19 protein-coding genes are annotated in these 21,204 nt (G+C 44.1%); all 19 read left to right on the top strand.

Going from position 1 to position 21,204, the window contains the following annotated elements:
• Positions 1 to 177 precede the first annotated feature (177 nt).
• The 19 genes from DP73_RS12115 to dnaK all read left to right on the top strand — a co-directional run bounded on the left by DP73_RS12115 (position 178) and on the right by dnaK (position 21,028).
• Entirely contained in the window at positions 178 to 495 is a 318-nt protein-coding gene (locus DP73_RS12115) for a P-II family nitrogen regulator (RefSeq protein WP_034599778.1), read from the top strand.
• A 3-nt stretch (positions 496 to 498) separates the two neighbouring features.
• Positions 499 to 882 (top strand): P-II family nitrogen regulator, encoded by a 384-nt coding sequence (locus DP73_RS12110; RefSeq protein ID WP_034599777.1) that lies wholly within the window; start codon positions 499 to 501, stop codon positions 880 to 882.
• Between the two features lie 178 nt (positions 883 to 1,060).
• Positions 1,061 to 1,888: a nitrogenase iron protein gene (gene nifH / locus DP73_RS12105; RefSeq protein ID WP_014904758.1), complete on the top strand. Its 828-nt coding sequence runs from the start codon at positions 1,061 to 1,063 to the stop codon at positions 1,886 to 1,888.
• Positions 1,889 to 1,943: 55 nt separating this feature from the next.
• Positions 1,944 to 3,377 (top strand): nitrogenase molybdenum-iron protein alpha chain, encoded by a 1,434-nt coding sequence (gene nifD / locus DP73_RS12100; protein ID WP_034599776.1) that lies wholly within the window; start codon positions 1,944 to 1,946, stop codon positions 3,375 to 3,377.
• Between the two features lie 25 nt (positions 3,378 to 3,402).
• The gene (gene nifK, locus DP73_RS12095; protein WP_034599775.1) at positions 3,403 to 4,821 is read left to right on the top strand and encodes a nitrogenase molybdenum-iron protein subunit beta; all 1,419 of its coding nucleotides are present in this window, start codon (positions 3,403 to 3,405) and stop codon (positions 4,819 to 4,821) included.
• Between the two features lie 82 nt (positions 4,822 to 4,903).
• Entirely contained in the window at positions 4,904 to 6,289 is a 1,386-nt protein-coding gene (nifE, locus tag DP73_RS12090; RefSeq protein ID WP_034599774.1) for a nitrogenase iron-molybdenum cofactor biosynthesis protein NifE, read from the top strand.
• Positions 6,267 to 7,574: a nitrogenase iron-molybdenum cofactor biosynthesis protein NifN gene (nifN, locus tag DP73_RS12085; protein WP_034599773.1), complete on the top strand. Its 1,308-nt coding sequence runs from the start codon at positions 6,267 to 6,269 to the stop codon at positions 7,572 to 7,574. Before nifE ends, nifN begins: the two co-directional genes overlap by 23 nt.
• A gap of 135 nt (positions 7,575 to 7,709) precedes the next feature.
• Positions 7,710 to 8,081, top strand: a complete 372-nt coding sequence (locus DP73_RS12080) for a NifB/NifX family molybdenum-iron cluster-binding protein (RefSeq protein ID WP_034599786.1) — start codon at positions 7,710 to 7,712, stop codon at positions 8,079 to 8,081.
• A 151-nt stretch (positions 8,082 to 8,232) separates the two neighbouring features.
• Entirely contained in the window at positions 8,233 to 8,502 is a 270-nt protein-coding gene (locus tag DP73_RS12075; RefSeq protein ID WP_205623386.1) for a 4Fe-4S dicluster domain-containing protein, read from the top strand.
• A 270-nt stretch (positions 8,503 to 8,772) separates the two neighbouring features.
• Positions 8,773 to 9,609, top strand: a complete 837-nt coding sequence (locus DP73_RS12070; RefSeq protein WP_034599772.1) for a radical SAM protein — start codon at positions 8,773 to 8,775, stop codon at positions 9,607 to 9,609.
• A gap of 22 nt (positions 9,610 to 9,631) precedes the next feature.
• Positions 9,632 to 10,747, top strand: a complete 1,116-nt coding sequence (locus tag DP73_RS12065; RefSeq protein WP_034599771.1) for a citramalate synthase — start codon at positions 9,632 to 9,634, stop codon at positions 10,745 to 10,747.
• A gap of 308 nt (positions 10,748 to 11,055) precedes the next feature.
• Positions 11,056 to 11,955, top strand: a complete 900-nt coding sequence (gene ftcD / locus DP73_RS12060; RefSeq protein ID WP_034599769.1) for a glutamate formimidoyltransferase — start codon at positions 11,056 to 11,058, stop codon at positions 11,953 to 11,955.
• 15 nt (positions 11,956 to 11,970) lie between these two features.
• Entirely contained in the window at positions 11,971 to 12,597 is a 627-nt protein-coding gene (locus tag DP73_RS12055; protein WP_034599768.1) for a cyclodeaminase/cyclohydrolase family protein, read from the top strand.
• A 376-nt stretch (positions 12,598 to 12,973) separates the two neighbouring features.
• The gene (locus DP73_RS12050) at positions 12,974 to 13,858 is read left to right on the top strand and encodes an AraC family transcriptional regulator (RefSeq protein ID WP_034599767.1); all 885 of its coding nucleotides are present in this window, start codon (positions 12,974 to 12,976) and stop codon (positions 13,856 to 13,858) included.
• A gap of 339 nt (positions 13,859 to 14,197) precedes the next feature.
• A complete protein-coding gene (lepA, locus tag DP73_RS12045; protein WP_034599766.1) occupies positions 14,198 to 16,003 on the top strand; it encodes a translation elongation factor 4 in 1,806 nt (601 codons plus the stop codon).
• Positions 16,004 to 16,023: 20 nt separating this feature from the next.
• The gene (hemW, locus tag DP73_RS12040) at positions 16,024 to 17,238 is read left to right on the top strand and encodes a radical SAM family heme chaperone HemW (protein ID WP_034599764.1); all 1,215 of its coding nucleotides are present in this window, start codon (positions 16,024 to 16,026) and stop codon (positions 17,236 to 17,238) included.
• Between the two features lie 194 nt (positions 17,239 to 17,432).
• Entirely contained in the window at positions 17,433 to 18,464 is a 1,032-nt protein-coding gene (gene hrcA, locus DP73_RS12035) for a heat-inducible transcriptional repressor HrcA (RefSeq protein WP_014904744.1), read from the top strand.
• Between the two features lie 91 nt (positions 18,465 to 18,555).
• On the top strand, positions 18,556 to 19,161 hold the full coding sequence (gene grpE, locus DP73_RS12030) for a nucleotide exchange factor GrpE (RefSeq protein ID WP_034599761.1): 606 nt from the start codon (positions 18,556 to 18,558) through the stop codon (positions 19,159 to 19,161).
• Positions 19,162 to 19,180: 19 nt separating this feature from the next.
• Entirely contained in the window at positions 19,181 to 21,028 is a 1,848-nt protein-coding gene (gene dnaK / locus DP73_RS12025) for a molecular chaperone DnaK (protein WP_034599759.1), read from the top strand.
• The last annotated feature ends 176 nt before the right edge of the window (positions 21,029 to 21,204 follow it).

Raw genomic sequence — 21,204 nt, 5'->3', positions numbered from 1 at the left:
GAAGCTAAGAATCACTTGATCAAACTAACGTTTACGACAAAATATCAGTTTTGATGGACAAAGTTTAAAAAATTAAATGAAAACTATTAAAGGAGGTGATGCTCTAAATTGAAAAATTTCTAATCTATCCAATTTCAAGAACCAACAAGAGTTTAAATTTGAGGAGGATGAACTTATATGAAGATGATTAGAGCCATTGTAAGACCCGATAAAACCGAGGTGGTAGCTGAAGCTTTAGCAAATGCCGGAATGCCCTCTCTGACAAAAATGCATGTCTTTGGTCGAGGCAGAACAAAAGGCATTCGCATCGGTGATGTTGTTTATGATGAATTCCCTAAAACAATGCTGTTGATGGTGGTTGAAGATGAAAAGCTGGACGCAGCCATCAATGTCATCCTAGAGAGTGCCAAAACAGGAACCATGGGGGATGGTAAAGTCTTTGTTACTGAAGTGGAAGAAGCTTATACCGTAAGTAAAGGAACAAAGGGGTTGTAAGGGATGAAAGAAATTATGATGATGATTCGACGTCATCAAGTACCCGCAACAAAAAAAGCTTTTGAGGATGCCGGCTTTCCGGCTTTGACGATTCAAAGTGTTGAGGGTCGGGGCAAGCAGGGGGGCATAGGTGGTTGGGCAGCGGAGGTTGATCCGGAATTAAACTCTGTCATGGGCAGCGGGTATGCCGATGAGTCAGTATTTCACTGGATTCCCAAACGGTTGCTAACTATTGTGGTTCAGGATGATCAAGTGGATGAGGTTGTCGATGTGATTATCAAAGCTAATCAGACGGGACATATGGGGGACGGCAAAATCTTCGTTTGTCCGCTGAAAGAGGTAGTCCGGGTTCGAACCGGTGAAGTTGGTAAAGAAGCAGTGGTTTAGAGGGGGATATTAAAACCTTTTCGCAAACAGTTAAAAGGGAAGGGAGTGAGACCTCAAGACTTGAGCTATAAGAATAACGAATGGAAATAAGCTCGTCGAATGTAGCTGAAAGTTAGTTAGAGTTAGATAGAAGTAGCTTAGAAAAAATTTGATTAGGCGGTTAAGGAGATGTATTGATATGAGACAAATTGCAATTTACGGCAAAGGCGGTATTGGAAAATCCACCACAACCCAAAACACGGTGGTTGCATTAGCGGAAATGGGCAGAAAAGTTACGATTGTGGGTTGTGACCCGAAAGCAGATTCTACCCGCTTGATTTTGCATAGTAAAGCCCAAACCACGGTTATGGACTTAGCCCGTGAAAGAGGGACTGTAGAGGACTTAGAGTTGGAAGATGTCTTGGTTGAAGGATATTTGGGCGTACGCTGTGCTGAATCCGGCGGTCCGGAACCGGGGGTAGGCTGCGCAGGCCGGGGAGTTATTACCGCTATTAACTTTTTAGAAGAAAACGGTGCTTATACAGCGGATACAGACTATGTTTTCTATGATGTTCTGGGAGACGTGGTGTGCGGCGGATTTGCAATGCCGATTCGGGAAAATAAAGCTAAGGAGATTTACATTGTCACTTCGGGTGAAATGATGGCTATGTATGCAGCCAACAATATCTCAAGAGGGATCTTGAAATACGCTCAAACCGGCACAGTTCGCCTGGGAGGCTTGATCTGCAACAGTCGGCAGACGGATAGAGAAAGCGAATTGATTGAGGCTTTAGCTAAATCTCTAAACACCCAAATGATCCACTTTATGCCTCGGGATAATGAAGTACAGCGTGCTGAGGTGCGTAAACAAACGGTTATCGAATATAACTCAACTCACAAACAAGCGGATGAGTACAGAGCCTTAGCTAGTAAAATTGAAAATAACACTAAAATGACTATCCCAACCCCACTGTCAATGGATGAGTTAGAGGCCTTAATGATGGAATTTGGAATCATGGAAATGTAACCATTTTCGTCTCGATGTACGGGAGAAAGATTTCAGAACGAGGGAGGACAGCGTAATGAGCATAAAAGAGACCACGGAATTTAGAAAGCAAGTCGTGGAAGATGTGCTGGAGGTCTATCCGGAGAAAGCAAGAAAGAATCGAAGACAACACATTGCCGTCAAGGACGAAGGGTGCGCCAGTTGCGCAGTCAAATCCAATTCAAAAACAGTGCCGGGACTGATGACCGCCCGGGGCTGTGCCTATGCAGGAGCTAAAGGGGTTGTTTGGGGTCCGGTAAAAGATGTGGTGCATATCTCCCATGGACCTGTGGGGTGTGGCTACTATTCTTGGGGAAATCGCCGTAACTTAGCAGATGGAGAAATCGGGGTTGATAACTTTGTACCTTTTCTCTTCACCTCGGACTTCCAGGAAAGCGATATCATTTATGGTGGGGATAAAAAGCTGGAGACGATCATTCAAGAAGCTGTAGATCTTTTCCCCAATGCTAATGGAGTGTCAATTCTCTCTGAGTGCCCAGTGGGACTGATCGGGGACGATATTGAAAGTGTCTCCCGTCGCATGAGTGAAAAACTTAACTTGCCGGTAATTCCTGTTCGTTGTGAAGGATTTAGAGGGATCAGTCAATCCTTAGGCCACCATATTGCCAATGATGCTATTCGCGATCATCTTTTGGGTAAAGGGCCTGCTCGAGAAGTTGGCAAATACGATATTGGGATTATCGGGGACTACAATATCGGCGGAGATGCCTGGGCCAGTAAAAAGATTTTGGAAGAAATGGGTCTGAATGTTGTTAATATCTGGACCGGAGATTCTACCTTGGAAATGCTGCAAAATGGACATCTGGTCAAGCTGAACCTGATTCACTGCTACAGAAGTATGAATTATATTGCCAGACATATGGAAGACACCTATGGCACCCCTTGGATGGAATTCAACTTCTTTGGTCCCACCAAAATCCGAGAATCAATCCTGAAAATTGCCGCTCAGTTTGATGATTATATTATGGAAAAAGCTCAGCAAGTCTTAGCAAAATATGAACCACAGATGCAAAAAGTCATTGAGACCTATCGACCGCAATTGGAAGGCAAAAGCGTAATGCTCTATGTAGGGGGACTCCGCCCGAGACATATTGTGGGGGCCTACGAAGATTTAGGGATGGAGGTTACGGGAACGGGCTATGAGTTTGCCCATAGCGAAGACTACGAAAAGACCCTGCCTGCTTTAAAAGAGGGCACCCTAATTTATGACGATGTGACGGCTTTCGAACTTGAAGAGTTTGTCATGAAGTTAAAGCCTGATTTAGTCGGATCAGGAATTAAAGAAAAATATGTTTTTGAGAAAATGGGGCTGCCTTTCCGTCAAATGCATTCCTGGGATTATTCCGGTCCTTATCATGGCTATGAAGGCTTCCCGATTTTTGCTCGGGATATGGATATGGCAATTAACAGCCCTACTTGGAAATCTATTAAAGCTCCTTGGGCTAAATAAAACAGGTCAGAAAGGATGTTAGACAATGGAAGCTTGTACTAAGGCAACAAAAAGTTGGCTGAATTCTGTAGAATACCGCGAAAAGAACTTTGCCCGTGAAAAGTTAGTTATTAATCCAGCCAAAGCCTGCCAGCCCCTGGGCGCCTTGCTTTGTGCCTTAGGAATTGAAGGATGCTTGCCCTTTACCCATGGTTCCCAAGGCTGCACAGCCTATTTTCGCAGCACCTTATCCCGTCACTTCCGAGAGCCGGTGGCTGCAGTCTCTGATTCGATGACTGAGGATTCTGCGGTCTTCGGCGGACAGGGAAACATGATCGAAGGTTTAAAGAATGCTTATACAGTTTATAAACCTAACGTCATCGCCGTCTTCACCAGTTGTATGGCAGAAGTTATTGGAGACGATATCAAGTCTTATCTGGGTAACGCTAAGGATCAAGGAGCGATTCCTCAAGAGCTGCCGGTGGCTTTAGCTAATACTCCCAGCTTTAAGGGATCACATATAACCGGCTATGACACAATGCTCAAGGGTCTGATTGAATGTCTGGCCAAGCCCAGACAAGAAGAAACCATCAACGACAGACTTTATGTGGTTCCCGGTTTTGACACTTACCCCGCCAATCTTCGTGAGTACAAACGGCTTCTCAAGACCATGGACGCACCCTATACTCTTTTGCCGGATTCCAGTGATGTGGTAGATACACCGAATTTGGGCACCTACGAATTGTACCCCGGAGGGACACCTATTTCGGAAATGAACGAGGCTCTAAATGCAGCAGGGTTCTTATGCCTACAGACTTACACCACTCCAACAACGAGCAAATACCTGGCCGGTCTGGGAGTGCCTGTGGAAACCCTGGCGATGCCAATGGGAATCGCCGGCACAGACAAATTTATCGAATCCGTGGCTAAATTTACAGGCAAAGAGGTGCCTGAAGAAATTACCAATGAACGAGGCCGGGCCATTGATGCCATGACGGACGCTCATCAATATATTCATGGTAAGAGGTTTGCCTTATTTGGTGATCCTGATATCCTTATCGGACTTGTCAGCTTCCTGCTGGAAATGGGGGGGATGCCTGTTCACATCGTTTGTACAAATTCTACCCCCTTATTTAAAAAGGCCATGGAAAAACTGCTGGCCTCAAGCCCTTACGGTAAAGAAGCCACCCTTTATGCCGGCAAAGACCTCTGGCATCTCCGCTCCCTGCTGGTCACCGAACCTGTTGACATGTTAATCGGTGATGCCCACGGCAAATATGCTGCTCGTGATGCGAACATCCCCCTGGTCAGAATTGGCTTCCCGATTACGGATCGAGTGAATCTCCATCGTTATCCCATCGTAGGGTATTCCGGAGTTATTAATATGATAACTATGATTGCCAATACCTTTTTGGAGGAAAAAGACAGGGCTTCAACAGACACTTACTTTGAATTAATGCGATAAGAGGTCAGGGGACACACCTCTTCAAAGAGAAGTAATGATAAGTGGCTCAGAGGAATGTCCCCAACTGAAGGAGGGGTGCTTCATGTTTACCAATCTTACAAAATTGGATCTCAAAGATAAGCAATGCATGTCAGATGCCGGCTCCCCGAAGCTATGCATGAAGGCCCTGCCCGGCGAAGGCGCAGAGAGAAGCTGCGCTTATGACGGGGCGCGAGTTGTGCTCATGCCCATCACGGATGTAGCTCATCTAGTTCATGGACCGATTGCTTGTGCCGGAAACTCTTGGGATAACCGAGGAGCCCGCTCCTCCGGTTCCCAATTGTTCAGACGGGGACTGACCACAGATATTATGGAAAACGATGTAATTTATGGAGGTGAGCTTAAGCTCAGAGAGTCAATCCTGGAAGTGGCAGCTAAGCATAATCCCAAGGCAATCTTTGTCTACGCGACTTGTGTCTCCTCCTTAATTGGGGATGATGTCGACAAGGTATGCCGGGACGTGGCAGCTGAACTGACCATACCGGTGATTTCCGTGAATTGTCCGGGTTTTTTGGGAGATAAAAACATAGGCAATCGCATTGCCGGGGAGGTTTTATTTGATCGAGTTATCGGGACAGCTGAAGGAACGGAAGAGAAAATTCCCCTCTCTATTAACCTGATTGGAGAGTACAACATCGCCGGAGATCTTTGGGGGGTGTTGCCGGATTTAAAAAACTTGGGGATAAAACTGCAAACAGCGATTACCGGGGATGCCAAATTTGATGATATCCGGTCTGCTCATAGGGCAAGTCTCAATGTCTTAATCTGTTCCAAAAGTTTGACCAACCTAGTGCGGAAGATGGAAATTCGTTACGGTATTCCTTTTATAGAAGGGTCGTTTTACGGGATTCACGATACCTCCCAAACCCTGATTAGTATTGCCAAGGCCCTTAATGATCCGGATTTATTGGAAAGAACCTTAGTCTATGTGCAAAAGAAAGAGGAGGAAACGCGCCAAATTATTGCCGGATATAAAAAGCTGCTTGAGAATAAACGGGCAATTCTATTTACAGGAGGAGTTAAGACCTGGTCCATGGTGTCTACCTTAGCTGAATTAGGGATTAATATTTTAGCTGGGGGGACTCAAAACTCAACTCCTGAAGATTTCCAGCGGATGAAAGAATTAATGGATCCCACGGCTCAGATCATTGAAGACACAAGTTCGGCAGGTTTTCTCAAAATCATTGCGGAGAAGAAACCGGATCTCATTGTTGCCGGAGGGAAGACCAAGTATCTGGCTCATAAGACAAGAACTCCTTTTCTGGATATTAACCATGGCCGAAAGCTTCCTTATGCCGGTTATCAGGGGATGATTACCTTTGCGGAAGCCTTAACACGCACAGTACTCAGTCCGGTTTGGGGACATTTAAAAGGGGATTTCCCGCCAAGAGAGGGTGAACTGCAAGATGACAAAGCTCAGACATTATAATGGCAACCCACAAAAAAACAGTCCTGCTTTAGGTGCCACTCTGGCTTACCTGGGCGTCAACGGGCTACTTGCCCTACTTCATGGTTCTCAAGGGTGCTCTTCCTTTATTCGCTTGCAGCTTTCCAGACACTATAAAGAACCAATTCCCCTTAATTCAACAGCTCTTTTGGAAGAGTCGGTAATCTTCGGCGGTTGGGATCATCTGAAAAAGGGAATTGCTGTGGCGGCTGATAAATATAAGCCCCAAATCATCGGAGTTATGAGTTCCGGGCTCACTGAAACCTATGGGGATGACATGGTAAGTGCTCTGGCAAGTTTGCGCACGGAACGACCGGATTTGCAGGATTTGCCGGTGGTTTTAGCAGGGACACCTGACTATATCGGGTCTATGCAAGAGGGGTATCAGCGAACAGTGGAAGCCTTGCTTATGACCTTAGCGGGACAGTCCAATTATGGGGCCGGTAAGTTGCAGGGTATCCCAAAGGCGGATGGGGCTGAAATCCCTTCAGTGGTACTTTTGCCCGGTTGTCATCTGACTCCCGGTGATGTTGATGAACTCAAAGAAATTGTCAGCAGTTTTGGTTTTAAGGTGATTACAGTTCCGGATCTTTCGATTTCTTTGGATGGGCATGCGGAACTGGAGGCGGCCCCGGTGGTGCAGGGTGGCACTCTGCTGGAAGAGTTCCAACGTTTACCGGAATGTAAGGCTTGTTTTTCCTTCGGCTTAAGTATGGAGAAGTCCGGCGAGTTTCTGAAGAACACCTTTGGAGTTCCCCATGTTAATTTCCCATCCTTAACGGGATTAACAGCAACGGATAAATTCATTCTGACTCTGGCGGAAATCTCGGGTAAGGAAATTCCGGAGAAGCTTCTCCGGCAAAGAAGCCGCTTGCTGGATACCCTGGCAGATTATCATGACGCCCTGGGAGGGCAAAAGGTGGCCATAGCTTTAGAGATGGATCTTTTGTATAGTCTGGGTTCCTGTTTAGTGGAGGTGGGTTCGGAAATTTCTGTAGCTTTAGCGGCATCCTTGGGAGCGGGTAACACTCCGGCTCTGCCAATCCCCATTGAGGTGGGGGATCTGGAAACCCTTGAGGAAAGGGCTGGGCAGAGCAACCTGATTATCGCCAATTCCAACGGTCGTCAAGCGGCAGGGGCCCTAAAGATCCCTCATCTTAGAGCAGGGCTGCCGGTCTTTGATCGAGCCGGCTATCCGCAAAAATGTTGGATCGGATATCAGGGAACTCAGTTATTTCTGTTCGACACATTAAATTCATTAAGTTAGAAAGGGCCTAGGGTTAAAGGTGTAAATTGGATGACGACAATGAAAAGCCACTTAAATGAAGAACAAGTTACTAGTATGATGCCGGAAAATAAGAAGGTAGAAGGAGACAATTTAGTTTTCGAGGAGGGTCAAGGTATGTTAATAGCCTTTGCCAGCAGCGACGGAAAAACAATTGACTCGCATTTTGCTTCATCCCCAGCCTTTGAAATGTATAAATTCACAGACGGCCCGCAAGGAGTTATCCATACATCTCTTAAGGCTGAGGATATGGAAGAATCCGAAGATAAGGTTGACGTGCGGATCAAAATGCTTAACCGCTGTGCAATTGTGTATTGTACTCAGATTGGTGGTCCGGCAGCGGCCCGGCTGGTTCAAAGTGGGATTCATCCGTTAAAAGTGACGGAAGGAACTCCTATTGAAGAGGAATTAATCAAGGTCAATAAATTACTGCAATCCAAGAGACTGCCGCCTTGGCTGCAAAAGAAATTAGGAAGCGTTAATAGTTGAGAGACAAGGGATGTAGCACTGTAGGCAGGCAGGTCGGATTGCCGAGTTTATGATGTTATTTCTGGAATTACAGCAATTGATTTATTAGAAGTTTGATTATTAGAAGTTGAAACAAAGGCCAAAGATTTATGTTAAAGGGGATGAGTGTTGCTTGAGTGACGTTGTAATCTATAAAACCTTCGGGGAAATGCCCTGGACACCACAATACGTCGAAGGAATTAATAAAGATGTGTGTTTAGGATGTGGGCGATGTGTAAAACTTTGTGGGCAAGAATGCTTAGGGATAGAAAGCTTTGAAGATGATGAAGGGACAGAGCGCTATGTTGCTAAGATTGTCAGTAAGGATCTATGTATTGGTTGTCAAGCTTGCGGCAGAGTCTGCGTTCGTAAAGCCTATTCTTTTAAACCAAAATCTGCTTAATTGGAGTGACGTGCAAAGATTGAGGAACTAAGGTTCGATTATGACCTTTAAAAAGTTTATGCTTCTGGAAAATAAGAAGTATATTGACTGCTAAGCCCTTATTAAGGAATTAATACGAGGTATAACTTTCCTAAAGATCATCTACATGAATTAGTTAAAATTCAAGGCACCGCCTATAGATGGCCAGGTGTGCATGATGACAACAAATAAATATCGAAGTGAGAGGCTTGGAAGCGGATTAAAAATAGATGAACGATGGGAGAGATTAATATGCATAGAGAATGCAATCATGCAAACATGGCCGGCTCAAATTTAAATCAAGGACATCCTTGTTTCTCACCTTCCGGGCACGGGAAAACCGGTCGAATCCATTTAGCGGTGGCCCCGGAGTGTAATATTTCCTGCAATTATTGTGTGCGTAAATTTGATTGTGCTAATGAGTCCCGCCCGGGAGTAACCAGTAAGGTTATTAATTCAGATGAAGCCATTGAAACAGTCCTTAAGGCAAAATCCTCTGCCATCGGATCCCAATTAACGGTTGTAGGGATTGCCGGACCGGGAGAACCCTTAGCTAATGAGGAAACTTTTAAAACTTTGAGGAAGGTGAAAGAAAATTTCCCGGATATGATTCTTTGTTTGAGTTCCAATGGGCTTCTTTTACCGGAAAAGATAGCGGAATTAGTGGATATTGGGGTTTCTCATGTTACTGTGACGATTAATACTCTGGATGAGCAGGTGGGGTCTAAGATATACAGCCATGTCCGTTGGCAAGGGAAAACTATGATTGGTCCCAGTGGGGCCAGGGTGCTGATCCATAATCAATTACTTGGACTGGAGCTGGCGGCCAAAGCCGGAATGACTGTAAAAGTTAATACGGTGGTTATGCCGGGTATCAATGAGCATTTATTATATAGTTTGGCTTTAGATGTAAAAAAGAGAGGAGCCCACATCCATAACTTACTGCCCTTGATCCCTCAAGGAAAGCTTGCCCACAAAGCAGCCCCCCCGATTGAATTGATCAAAAATTATCGCAGCGTTCTATCATCTATTCTCCCGCAAATGATGCATTGTCAACAATGCCGTGCAGATGCCATCGGCTTGGTCTAAATAATGAAAGGAGTTATTTCAGATGGAGCAGCGGGTATTATTATGTGATACAACCTTAAGAGACGGAGAGCAGGCTCCGGGAGTTTCCTTTAATGGGCAGCAAAAAGAAATGATTGCCCGGGCTTTGGCGGATGCGGGCATCGATGAGTTGGAAGTAGGAGTCCCAGCCATGGGTAGTTCAGAAGCTAAGAAAATTTCTCAACTGGTGGCTCTGAATCTGCCGGTGCGTTTAATTACTTGGAATCGAGTTGTTCAAGCAGATCTCTTGGCCAGTTATCGAACGGGGGTTGAGGGAGTTGCGATTTCCCTTCCCACCTCAGAACAGCAAATTAAGCATAAACTAAGAAAGGACCGGGCTTGGCTTCTTGAGCAAATGGGTCAATGTGTCAGTGAGGCCAAAAAAGAAGTGGGTTATATTGTGCTGGGACTGGAAGATGCCAGTCGAGCAGATTTGGATTTTTTAAAAGAGATCATTTCGGAGGCTGAGAAGTTAGGAGTTGATCGAATTCGATTTGCAGATACCTTGGGGGTTATGGAACCTTTGAATGTTTTCTTCAAACTGCAAGATTTAGCCAGATCCTCGAAGATTCCTTTAGAATTCCATGCCCATAATGACTTAGGGATGGCCACAGCTAATTCTCTGGCCGCCGTCCAGGCAGGCTTTAAAGCAGTCAGTGTCACAGTGGGAGGTTTAGGGGAGAGGGCAGGAAATTCAGCCCTTGAAGAGATTGCTGTTGCCCTGAAATATAGTCTCCAGCAAGAGGTGATGCTAGATCTTAAACGGTTAAATTCAATTGCTTTAATGGTTAGTTCCGCCGCCGACCGTGTAGTCCCACGGGCCAAACCTATTATCGGGGCGGACGTCTTCACTCATACATCGTCGATACACATTGACGGAATCCAGAAGGACTTTGCTAATTATCAAACCTTTCCACCGGAAAGTGTAGGCAGAAAACATTCTACCTCCTTTGGCAAACAGACCAAGTTTAAGAATGTGGTATGGCTCCTGAAATCCAGGGGAATGGCCCATGATCAAGAGACTGTGAATCAACTTCTGAATAAGACCCTTGATAAAATAGACCAGTTAGATAGACCTCTGGAGGAAGAAGAAATCCTAGGAATTGTGTTGAGCTCATGATAGAACAAAAGATGCGACAAAAACCTTCTTTTAAGCACTAAGCTTGTAAAGAAGGTTTTTGTCATTTAACCGTTGAATTGGACAATGAAATTTGTTTTTTGAAAAATATGGCGGGAATCTTTCCTTAGTTGGCCCGCTGGCCCAAACTTCCACGATTATAACAATAATCATGGGGATTTTTGTTCTCAAGAACGATGGAATTTGAAACGTAAAATTATTGGAGTTATACTTGTTTTAATTGGAGTTGCTTTGCTGAAGCTTTCTATTACATAATGAGGAAATCACCGAATTAGAGAGGGGTCAAATTAATGGGAAAACTCGTTGAATGTGTGCCTAATTTTAGTGAGGGTCGTCGTCCGGAGGTCATTGAAGCTATTGTATCCGAGGTCAAGCAGGTCAAGGGGGTAAAGCTTCTGGATGTTAAGCCTGATGCCAGTCATAATCGGACAGTTGTGACCTTTGTGGGAGACCCCCAAAGTGTTAAGCTGGCGGCCTTTAATGCTTGTGCCAAGGCTTGCGAATTGATTGATATGGAGCAACAGCAAGGCGGTCATCCCCGGGTTGGAGCGACGGATGTAATTCCCTTTATACCGGTCAAAGAGGTTAGTATGGAAGAATGCATACAATTAGCTAATGAGCTAGGTTCGGAAATTGCGAGTAAGCTGGATATTCCTGTCTACTTATATGAAGAGGCTGCCCGAGTTCCCGGCAGAAGAAGGCTCCCTGATGTGAGAAAAGGAGAGTACGAGGGGTTAAAAGAGGCCATCAGCCAACCGGAACGCCATCCTGATTATGGGCACCCGAAGATGCATCCTACAGCCGGAGCTACCGTTGTTGGGGCACGGCAGTTTTTGGTGGCCTATAATATTAATCTGGGTACTAATGATCTTAGTATTGCGAAAAAAATTGCTGATTCCATTCGGGAGGTAAAAGGCGGATTTAAATATGTTCGAGCCATGGGGGTCATGCTAGAAGATCGGGATGTGGCTCAGGTTTCCATTAACATGGTCAATTACACCGGCACACCTTTGTACCGAGTCTTTGAGACAGTAAAATCCGAGGCCGCCCGGTATGGTGTCAATGTTATTGGCAGTGAGTTAATCGGTGTGACTCCTATGCAGGCCCTTTTGGATGTTGCTGAGTTTTATCTGCGCTTAGAAAACTTTGATCGGAAGCAGGTTTTTGAAGAAAACTTAGTTGAAGACTGAAATGGGGGGAGAATATTGTTAATTGACAAGAGGGTCACTGAATTTGTGGAAGAGTTAGGGAGCAATTCGCCGGCTCCCGGAGGCGGAAGTGCGGCGGCCTTGGTCGGATCTTTAGGTGCAGCTTTAAGTTTAATGGTTTGTAATTTCACAGAAGGCAAGCCCAAATTTAGCAGTGTTCAAGAGGAGATTGTCCAAATAAAAGAAAAAGGGATTGCTTTAAAGCATCGTTTATTAGAATATGTTGATCTGGATACGGATGCTTTTAATGAAGTTATGAAGGCCTATAAATTGCCTAAGGAAACTGAAGCGGAGAAAGCTCACAGATCAGAGAAGATCCAGGAGGCTACTATTCAAGCAACTCTTCTGCCTCTTAAAGTTGCGGAGAGTTGCGTAGAAGTCTTGAAACTATCCATCAGAGTCTTAACCATCGGAAATCCCAACACTGCTTGCGATGCTTCAGTATCTGGAGTTACAGCTTATGCAGGCTTTCAGGGGGCAATTTTTAACGTTAAGATTAATCTAGGTTCAATCAAAGATGAGGAGTTTCTCCAAAATATTAGAGCTAAGATTACAGAGCTGCAAGCAGAGGCGGATAAGACTTATCATTTGATACTGGACAAAGCTAAAGAAGTCATTGGGTAAGGCTATGAAGATGCGGTCCTAAACTAGTAAGCCTCGGTGTCGCATCCTAAATTTCCACATCTATAATCTTTAAAGCAAAAGCGGTCTGTTCCAATTGTTAGTGGTACAGACCGCTTTTAATCGAGATACCATTTGATTTGTAGGGGCAAAGTTTTATGCGGGGCCATTTATATAATCATCGATTTATAAATTATAGAATTTGGAATTTCAAGTTTTAACTTTTAAATTTAAAATTTAAACTTAAACTTAAAACCTAACTTGAACATAATATAGGTGTTATCGGTCAAAATGGATTTAGTCCTACATATTGGGGCAGGAAGTGTCGGATAACCTCAATTCATTTCTGCTATTCTATTCTTGAAAGGAGGTCGGAACCATGGATTTGCTGAAAAATATGAATGGAGCCCTTGAATATATTGAAGAAAACCTTTCCGAGGATATTGATTTTAAGGAAGTAGCCAGGCTGGCTTTTTGCTCTGAATATCATTTCACACGAATGTTTTCCTATCTAGCAGGTGTTACTTTATCGGAGTACATCCGGCGTAGACGGCTTACTCTGGCTGCTTTTGAACTGAGGAATGGGAATTCCAAAATCATTGATATTGCCCTTAAATATGGCTATAGTTCTCCGGATTCTTTTACAAGAGCATTTCAAAATTTGCATGGTGTAACACCGTCAGAAGCTAAAAACAATGGCCAATCATTAAAAGCTTTTCCAAGGATGACCTTCCAATTATCAATTAAAGGGGGCAATGAAATGAACTATCGCATCGAAGAAAAAGGGGATTTCCACATAGTAGGTATTAAGAAGAGGGTTCCTATAATATTCCACGGGGTTAATCCGGAAATTGCCGCTATGTGGCAAAGCTTAAATCTTGAGAAGATCAATCAGATGAAGGCTCTTTCCGATATCGAGCCCTTAGGCCTAATTAGTGCCTCCGTGAACTTCTCTTCAGGACGAATGGAGGAAAAAGGAGAGCTGGACCATTATATAGGTGTGGCAACATCTCAGGTATGCCCGGAGAACTTGACCCAACTGGATGTTCCTGCTTCAACTTGGGCGGTATTTGAAGCGGTAGGGCCCTTTCCTGAAACTTTACAGAATATATGGGGGCGGATTTACTCCGAGTGGTTTCCATCCTCAAACTATGAACAAATTCAAGGGCCGGAAATCTTATGGAACGAGCATAAGGATGTTAGTTCACCAACATTTAGAAGTGAGATATGGATACCTGTTGCAAAGAAAATAGTCTTTAGCTGATCAAGACTTGCTGATTTATCCGGAATAACAGCCTTTGGCATCACAAATCCTGCCCTTGGAGGTGAGGTCAAATTGTGCAACGCTGCACAATTTGACCTCTTTCCCTACTGAGGGAGTAACCACTGATTCAGTCGAGAAATCCAAGAGCTATTATAAAGTACAAACTATGCATGTTTTACATAATAGGGCTGGTTAGTGGGCCCTATTATGTTGTGAAGCCTAATTATGCCTTGTTTACCCAGGAATTCTTGCGAAAAGACCCTCTTAGCTGTTATAATTAGTGTTTAGAATATCTAGGTTTTAATTTTAAACTTAATTATAGAAATGAGGGGCAGGATCTTGGCGCAAGCTTCACAACGTATCCGTAATTTTTCGATTATTGCACATATCGATCATGGTAAATCTACTTTAGCTGATCGACTGATTGAATATACTGGGGCTTTGACTAAGCGGGAAATGGAAGCGCAAGTCCTAGATTCCATGGATTTAGAACGCGAACGTGGAATTACGATTAAACTACAGGCAGTTCGCTTAAGTTATCAGGCTCAAGATGGCGAGGTTTATGAGCTTAATCTGATTGACACGCCGGGCCATGTAGATTTTACCTATGAGGTATCCCGCAGTTTAGCTGCTTGCGAAGGGGCCCTGTTAGTTGTCGATTCCGTTCAAGGAATTGAGGCTCAGACTTTAGCGAATGTTTATTTAGCTTTAGAAAACAACCTGGAACTGATCTCGGTTATTAACAAGATTGACCTGCCTAGTGCAGAGCCTGAACGTGTAAAACAGGAGATAGAGGATGTTATTGGCTTGGATGCCAGTGAAGCTATTCTAGCTTCGGCAAAAACGGGAATCGGAATTGAGGAGATCCTGGAGAGAATTGTGACCATGGTGCCACCTCCTCAAGGGGATGATGAAGAGCCTCTTAAAGCCTTAATCTTTGACTCTAAGTTTGATGCCTATAAAGGCGCTATTTCCTATGTCAGAATTGTTGAAGGAAGAGTTGCTAAAGGTACAAGAATGCAGATGATGTCCACCGGGAAATCCTTCGAGGTAACTGAGGTTGGGGTTTTTGCTCCTTCAATGCGTATCGTCGACGAACTCAAGGCTGGTCAAGTAGGATTTATTGCCGCCAGCATCAAGAATGTTAAAGATACTCAGGTGGGGGATACCATTACAGATGCAGATAATCCGGCGGCTGAAGCACTTCCCGGATATCGGAAGGCGACTCCCATGGTCTTTTGCGGGCTCTATACTGTTGAGGCGAGCGATTATAATAAATTGCGGGATTCTTTGGAAAAGCTTCATCTTAACGATGCCAGTTTGATTTTTGAGCCAGAGACTTCCGTGGCTTTAGGCTTTGGATTTCGCTGCGGCTTCCTGGGGTTGCTGCACATGGAGATTATTCAGGAACGATTAGAACGAGAATATGATCTGAATTTGATCACTACGGCACCTAGTGTAATTTACAAGGTTAATACTGTTCAAGGGGAAGTTTTGAGTATCGATAACCCCTCCAATCTCCCTAAAGTGGATCAGATTGTCAGTATCGAAGAGCCCATTGTTAAAGCTACAATTTTGGTTCCGTCAGAGTATGTTGGAGCGATTATGGAGCTTAATCAGGAAAAGCGCGGAGCCTATTGTAATATGGATTATGTGTCAACGAGTCGAGTAAGGCTGACTTATGAGCTGCCCCTAAGTGAGATAGTTTTCGATTATTTTGATCAATTGAAGTCACGAACTAAGGGGTATGCGTCTTTAGATTATGAACTATCCGGTTATAAGGAAACAGATCTTGTTAAAATAGATATCCTTTTAAACGGGGAAATGGTGGATGCTCTTTCATTTATCGTTCACCGTGCCAAGTCCTACAATCGTGGCAGGAAGCTTGTAGAAAAGCTCCGGGGTATTATTCCGAGGCACATGTTTGAAATTCCTATCCAGTCAGTCATCGGCAGTAGAGTTATTGCCCGTGAGACCGTTAATGCCATGAGAAAAGATGTCTTGTCTAAATGCTATGGGGGAGATATTTCCCGTAAACGCAAACTCCTGGAAAAGCAAAAGGCTGGGAAAAAGCGTATGAAGCAAGTCGGTAACGTGGAAATTCCTCAAGATGCTTTTATGGCTGTATTGCAGATCGAAGACTAGAAGAAAGAGTGGGCACACCTATGCCATCTTTATACGTTCACGTCCCATTTTGTCTCCAAAAATGTGACTACTGTGGGTTTTATTCGCACTCACTTAACAATTCCTCCCCGGATCTTATCTCTGTGTATTTAGAGGGCTTAGAAATAGAGATGGCAAAGAGGCAAAAAGATACCCCTCAGGGGGTGTCTTCTCTTTTTATTGGGGGTGGAACTCCAACGGTTTTGAGTGAGCGGCAGTTAGAAGGGTTACTGGGAATGATTCAACGGTATTTCCCCATGAACCCAGAAGTCGAACAGACAATGGAAGGGAACCCGGGGACTATTACAATGGAAAAGGCCAGGCTTATCCGGGATTTGGGGATCAATAGGTTTTCACTAGGGATCCAGAGTTTTGATGATGATTTGTTGTGTGGTGTAGGACGGGTGCACACTGCTGCACAGGCACGCGAAGCCATTGCCCGCTTGAGATCGGCAGGATTTGAAAATCTCAATCTCGATCTGATGTTTGGCTTACCCGGACAAGGTCTGCGGGCCTGGCAGGCATCCTTGGAGGAGGCCCTTTCCTATTCGCCAGAGCATCTTTCCCTCTATGGGTTAATGCTGGAAGAAGGAACACCGCTTTTTGAACAATATGAGGGAGGTAACGACACTAATACTAAGGGGGCCTACCTCCGCAAGCAGTCCTTTCAATTAGAGCAAAAGGGTAAGGATGGTTGTTTAAAAACCCTTCCGAGTGAGGATCAGCAGGCTGAGATGCATGAATGGGCGGTAAGACGTTTAGGTCTGGAGGGTTATCGGAACTATGAGACTTCAAATTTTGCCCTTCCCGGATACGAGTGTCGCCATAATTTAGGATACTGGCGAGGAGCGGATTATCTGGGAATGGGGCCTGGCGGTGTATCATGTTTGAACAGGGTGCGCTGGAAAAATATTGAGGATGTATGTGCTTATAAAAACCTCTTATCTGAGGGGAAAAGTCCTATTGATGAGACCGGTCAAGAGGTGTTGTCTTTACAAGAATGTATGGCTGAGCGGATGATTTTAGGTTTGCGTCTAGAGGCAGGGGTTCATCTTAAAGAATTTGAAATTGACTTCGGAACTGATCTCAGGGATATTTATAGATCTGTTTTGGAACGCTATAAAGATACTGATATTTTTATCGTCGAGGGGGATTATTTCCGCTTGAATCCTCGGTATTCCTTCGTGGCAAACTCCATCTTACAAGAATTTGTATAGTGGTTTAGGTCTCAAATATTTATATTAAAATGATTCTTGACAAAGCCAAAATGAAGTGGTAATGTGAAGACATAAACTGTTAGCACTCATCGAGGTAGAGTGCTAACAACGAAAAAGGTAAGAAGATAATGAGTATGTACTTGTCAGTACATTTTGTATAAAACAAGATCACTCAAGAAAGCGGGGAAGCATATATGCAAATGGATGAGCGCAAACGCAAAATATTAAGAGCGATAGTTCAGGATTATATTGCTACCGCCGAACCCATTGGATCTCGAACGATTGCTCGTAAGTTTGATCTGGGCGTATCTTCAGCAACTATACGAAACGAAATGGCTGATTTAGAAGAGTTAGGATTTATTGAACAACCTTATACCTCTGCTGGACGAATTCCTTCGGACGCAGGATATCGATACTTTGTAGACTGCCTGATGGATCCTCAAGAACTTAATGCCGAGGAAATGGAGATCATCGAGCGTGAAAGCTCGAAAAGAATTAATGAGCTGCAGGAAGTGATTGCTCATACGGGCAAACTCCTATCCGAGCTTACAAACCTGACGAGCCTGGTGCTGGGTCCTCATAAGGGCAAAAGTACCTTCGGGAAAATGCATTTTCTCCCCTATCAGCCTGGGCAGGTTATCATGGTCATCGTCAAAGAAAACGGGGCTGTGGAGAATCATATATTGGATGTGGGGGAAAATCTCTCTGCAGAAGAACTTCAGCATGTGGCCGAAGTCTTTAACCAGAAGATGCGAGGATATTCCATAAGCCAAGTCAAACGCAGCATGCTGCATGAAATATATAGTGAATTGTCCAGGCAAAGACTTTTAATCGATAATGCCATGGATATGTTAAGGGCTATCTTAGATGGTAAAGAGGAAGATGAACGTATCCATCTCGGTGGCACCCTAAATATGCTTAATCAACCTGAATTTAAAGATTTAGCTAAGGTCAAAACACTTTTCAAAGTGTTTGAAGATAATGAACCTCTGAAAAAACTGCTAACCCCCCGCCAGGAAGGACTAAATGTAACTATTGGTGGAGAAAATACATTGAAGGAATTTCGTGACTGCAGCTTGATTTCGGCCACCTATAAGGTCAATGGATTAACCATCGGGGCAGTGGGAGTTCTGGGACCGACCCGTATGGATTACGCCAAAGTAATAGCTATTGTCGATTTTATGACTCGGAGTATGACAGAAATCCTTACGCGACGCAGGCGGTGACGAGAGTAGATTATTGCGGTGACTGAGCCTTCTGGTTCATTCTATATAAATTAACACTTTATAGTGATTATGTTGCGAGAGGTGATTTTGCATGGCGCGAATGAGAGAAGATACTCTCAGAGGCCGAGATTTTAGCGTGGATGAGGATCAAGTGGAGGATACGCTAGAGCGTGACCTTGAGAATCCTCCGGAAGAAGATAGCCTGGATAGTAACGATATGAGTCCTTTAGAAAAAATAATGACTCTGGAAGCTGAGCTTATTCAAGCAAAAGCTAAAGCTGATGAGCATAAAGATCATTTGTTACGATTACAGGCAGAATTTGATAACTACCGAAAACGCACTCAGAAGGAAAAAACAGAGATCATTAAATATGCATCTGAACGCCTTATATCAGAGTTACTACCAGTTTTAGATAATTTTGAACGGGCGGCAAGTTCGGCCCAAGTAAACCCGGATTTCAATGCCTTTTCCCAGGGGATAGACATGATTTACCGTCAATTGCAAACTGCGCTGAATAAAGAAGGGCTTAAGGCCATTGAGGCTACCGGGCAGCCTTTTGATCCCAATCTTCATGATGCGGTGCTCAGAGTAGAGTCTGATGAACATCCGGAAAACACAGTTGTCGAAGAACTACAAAAAGGGTATTACCTTAAAGAAAAAGTTTTACGTCCCAGTATGGTTAAGGTTTCGAACTAGTTAAAGGAGGAAGATTATAATGGGTAAAATTATTGGTATTGACTTAGGTACAACTAACTCTTGCGTTTCAGTTATGGAAGGTGGAGAGGCTGTCGTTATCCCAAACGCGGAAGGAAATCGTACAACTCCATCTGTCGTAGGATTTTCTAAAACCGGTGAAAGATTAGTTGGTCAGGTTGCTAAACGCCAATCTGTTTCAAATCCGGATAAAACTGTTATTTCCATTAAGCGTCATATGGGAACAGATTTCAAAGTGAAAATTGAAGATAAGACTTACAGCCCTCAAGAAATTTCCGCCATGGTTCTCCAGAAGCTCAAGACTGATGCAGAAGCCTATATCGGTCAACCGGTCACTCAAGCGGTTATTACAGTACCGGCATATTTTACGGATGCTCAACGTCAAGCAACCAAGGATGCAGGTTCCATTGCCGGACTTGATGTCTTGCGGATCATTAACGAGCCAACAGCTGCGGCACTTGCTTATGGACTTGACAAAAAAGACGATTCCACGGTTTTGGTCTTTGACTTAGGGGGCGGTACCTTTGACGTATCCATTCTTGAGTTAAGTCAAGGTATGGTTGAAGTTAAGGCAACCAGTGGAAATAACAATTTGGGCGGCGACGATTTTGACCAACGCTTAATTGATTATATGGTTGCAGAATATAAGAAGAGCCATGGAGCAGACCTTGCCAAAGACCGAGTTGCTCTTCAACGTTTAAAAGAAGCAGCAGAAAAAGCTAAGATTGAGCTTTCCGGGGTTACCAGTTCCAATGTTAACCTGCCATTTATCACAATGACTGAAGATGGACCGCAACATTTAGATATGAATATTACTCGAGCTAAGTTCGATGAAATTACATCTGACCTGGTAGAATCCACCATTGGACCTACACGTCAAGCAATTGAAGATGCCAAGTTATCTTGGAATCAAATTGACCAAATTATTCTGGTTGGTGGATCGACTCGTATCCCCGCTGTTGTAGAAGCTATTAAGAAAGTCAGTGGCAAAGAGCCTCATAAAGGGGTTAATCCGGATGAAGTAGTAGCTATGGGCGCTGCAATTCAAGGGGGCGTGCTTAGCGGTGAAGTTAAGGATATGATCCTGTTGGATGTTACTCCCCTTTCCTTAGGGATTGAAACCCTAGGTGGAGTTTTCACCCGGATTATTGATCGTAACACTACAATTCCAACCACTAAATCACAAACTTTCTCAACTGCTGCAGACAACCAAACCTCTGTTGACATTCATGTTCTCCAAGGGGAGCGTGAAATGGCCAGTTACAACAAGACCTTAGGTCGTTTCCAACTTACCGGAATTCCTCCTGCACCCCGGGGCATCCCCCAAATCGAAGTTAAATTCGATATTGATGCTAATGGTATTGTTCACGTCTCGGCAAAAGATGTGGCTACCGGAAATGAGCAAAAAGTAACGATCACTTCTTCTACCGGGCTTTCTAAAGAAGATATTGAAAAGATGAAGCAAGATGCTGAGGCTCATGCTGAGGAAGACAAGAAACACAAAGAGCTAATTGATGCTAAGAACCAAGCAGATTCAATGGCCTATCAAACTGAGAAAACCTTAAAGGAATTCGAAGGTAAAGGCGACGCTGGTGAAGTTGAATCCATCAAAAAGGCAGTAGAAGATTTAAAAACTGCAGCTACCGGCGATAATGTCGAGGAGATCAATGCAAAAGTTGAGGCTCTTAATAAAGTTCTCCATCCTTATATTGAGAAAATGTATCAACAGCAAGCTGCTCAAGACCCCACAGGTGGTGCCGGTGCCGGTGAACAACCCGGTGCTGAACAAGCCAAAAAAGATGATGATGTAGTGGATGCTGAGTTTACTGAAGTGAAGAAGGATCAGTAAGACTGACTAGATGAAGGAAACTACTTCGCCCAGTACAGTGACGATGCTATCAAGCTTCGCAAATTAACTCTCCTGGCTTTGGCCGCCAATCTTATGTGAAATTATGTTGACTGGGATTTCCTTAGCCGTATAAGGTTGGCGCGAGGTCAGGCAGGAGTTATTTAAAATATTAGGGT

It is taken from the genome of Desulfosporosinus sp. HMP52 (genome assembly GCF_000765145.1).
In the GTDB taxonomy this organism is placed as follows: domain Bacteria; phylum Bacillota; class Desulfitobacteriia; order Desulfitobacteriales; family Desulfitobacteriaceae; genus Desulfosporosinus.
The sequence above is the reverse complement of the archived record's forward strand: the minus strand, read 5'-3'. Positions and strand labels throughout refer to the sequence as shown.